General features: G+C 64.9%; 1 protein-coding gene. It reads right to left on the reverse strand.

Annotated features, from left to right (window positions below; translation table 11 throughout):
- Window positions 1-55: 55 nt before the first annotated feature.
- On the reverse strand, window positions 56-1,166 hold a 1,111-nt coding region (gene groEL / locus ACFFWD_RS34485; protein ID WP_376973154.1), incomplete at its 5' end, for a chaperonin GroEL.

The following is a 1,166-nucleotide window of genomic DNA, read 5'->3' on the forward strand; positions in this document are numbered from 1 at the left end:
ACCACCTGCCCAAACACACAGCAATGCTTCAATTTCTGGGCTTTTCAGCAGACTGCTAGAAGTCCATGCCGCCCATGCCGCCGCCTGGAGGCATTCCGGCGCCGGCTGAGGCCTTCTTCGGCAGCTCGGCAACCATCGCCTCGGTGGTGATCAGGAGCGCCGCAACCGAAGCGGCGTTCTGGATCGCGGTGCGCACCACCTTGGTCGGATCGATGATGCCCTTGCTCACCAGGTTGCCGTATTCGCCGGTCTGGCCGTCGAAGCCGAACGCGTACTGGTCCTTCTCCAGGATCTTGCCGACGATGACCGAGCCGTCTTCACCGGCATTGATCGCGATCTGGCGAGCGGGCGCCGACAGCGCCTTGCGCACGATCTCGACGCCGGTCTTCTGGTCGTCGTTCTTGGTGCGGATGCCCTTCAGGTGTTCGGAGGCACGGAGCAGGGCGACGCCGCCGCCCGGCAGGATGCCTTCCTCGACCGCCGCGCGGGTCGCGTGCATCGCGTCATCCACGCGATCCTTGCGCTCCTTCACCTCGACCTCGGTCGCGCCGCCGACGCGGATCACCGCGACGCCGCCCGCGAGCTTGGCGAGACGCTCCTGCAGCTTCTCACGGTCGTAGTCCGAGGTGGTCTCCTCGATCTGCGCCTTGATCTGGGTAATCCGGGCGTCGATGTCGGCCTTCTTGCCGGCGCCGTTGACGATCGTGGTGTTCTCCTTGTCGATCATCACCTTCTTGGCGCGGCCGAGCATCTGCAGCGTGACGTTCTCGAGCTTGATGCCGAGGTCTTCCGAGATGGCCTGGCCGCCGGTCAGGATCGCGATGTCCTGCAGCATGGCCTTGCGGCGATCGCCGAAGCCCGGGGCCTTGACGGCCGCGACCTTCAGACCTCCGCGAAGACGGTTCACAACGAGCGTGGCCAAGGCCTCGCCCTCGACGTCCTCGGCGACGATGACCAGCGACTTGCCGGTCTGCACCACGGCCTCGAGCAGCGGCAGCAGCTCGTTCAGCGAGGAGAGCTTCTTCTCGTTGATGAGGATGTAGGCATCGTCCATCTCGGCGCGCATCTTGTCGGCGTTAGTGACGAAGTAGGGCGAGATGTAGCCACGGTCGAACTGCATGCCCTCGACGACGTCGAGCTCGGTCTCGAGCGACTTGGCTTCCTCG

The organism is Bradyrhizobium erythrophlei, from assembly GCF_042430365.1.
Lineage (GTDB): Bacteria > Pseudomonadota > Alphaproteobacteria > Rhizobiales > Xanthobacteraceae > Bradyrhizobium > Bradyrhizobium erythrophlei.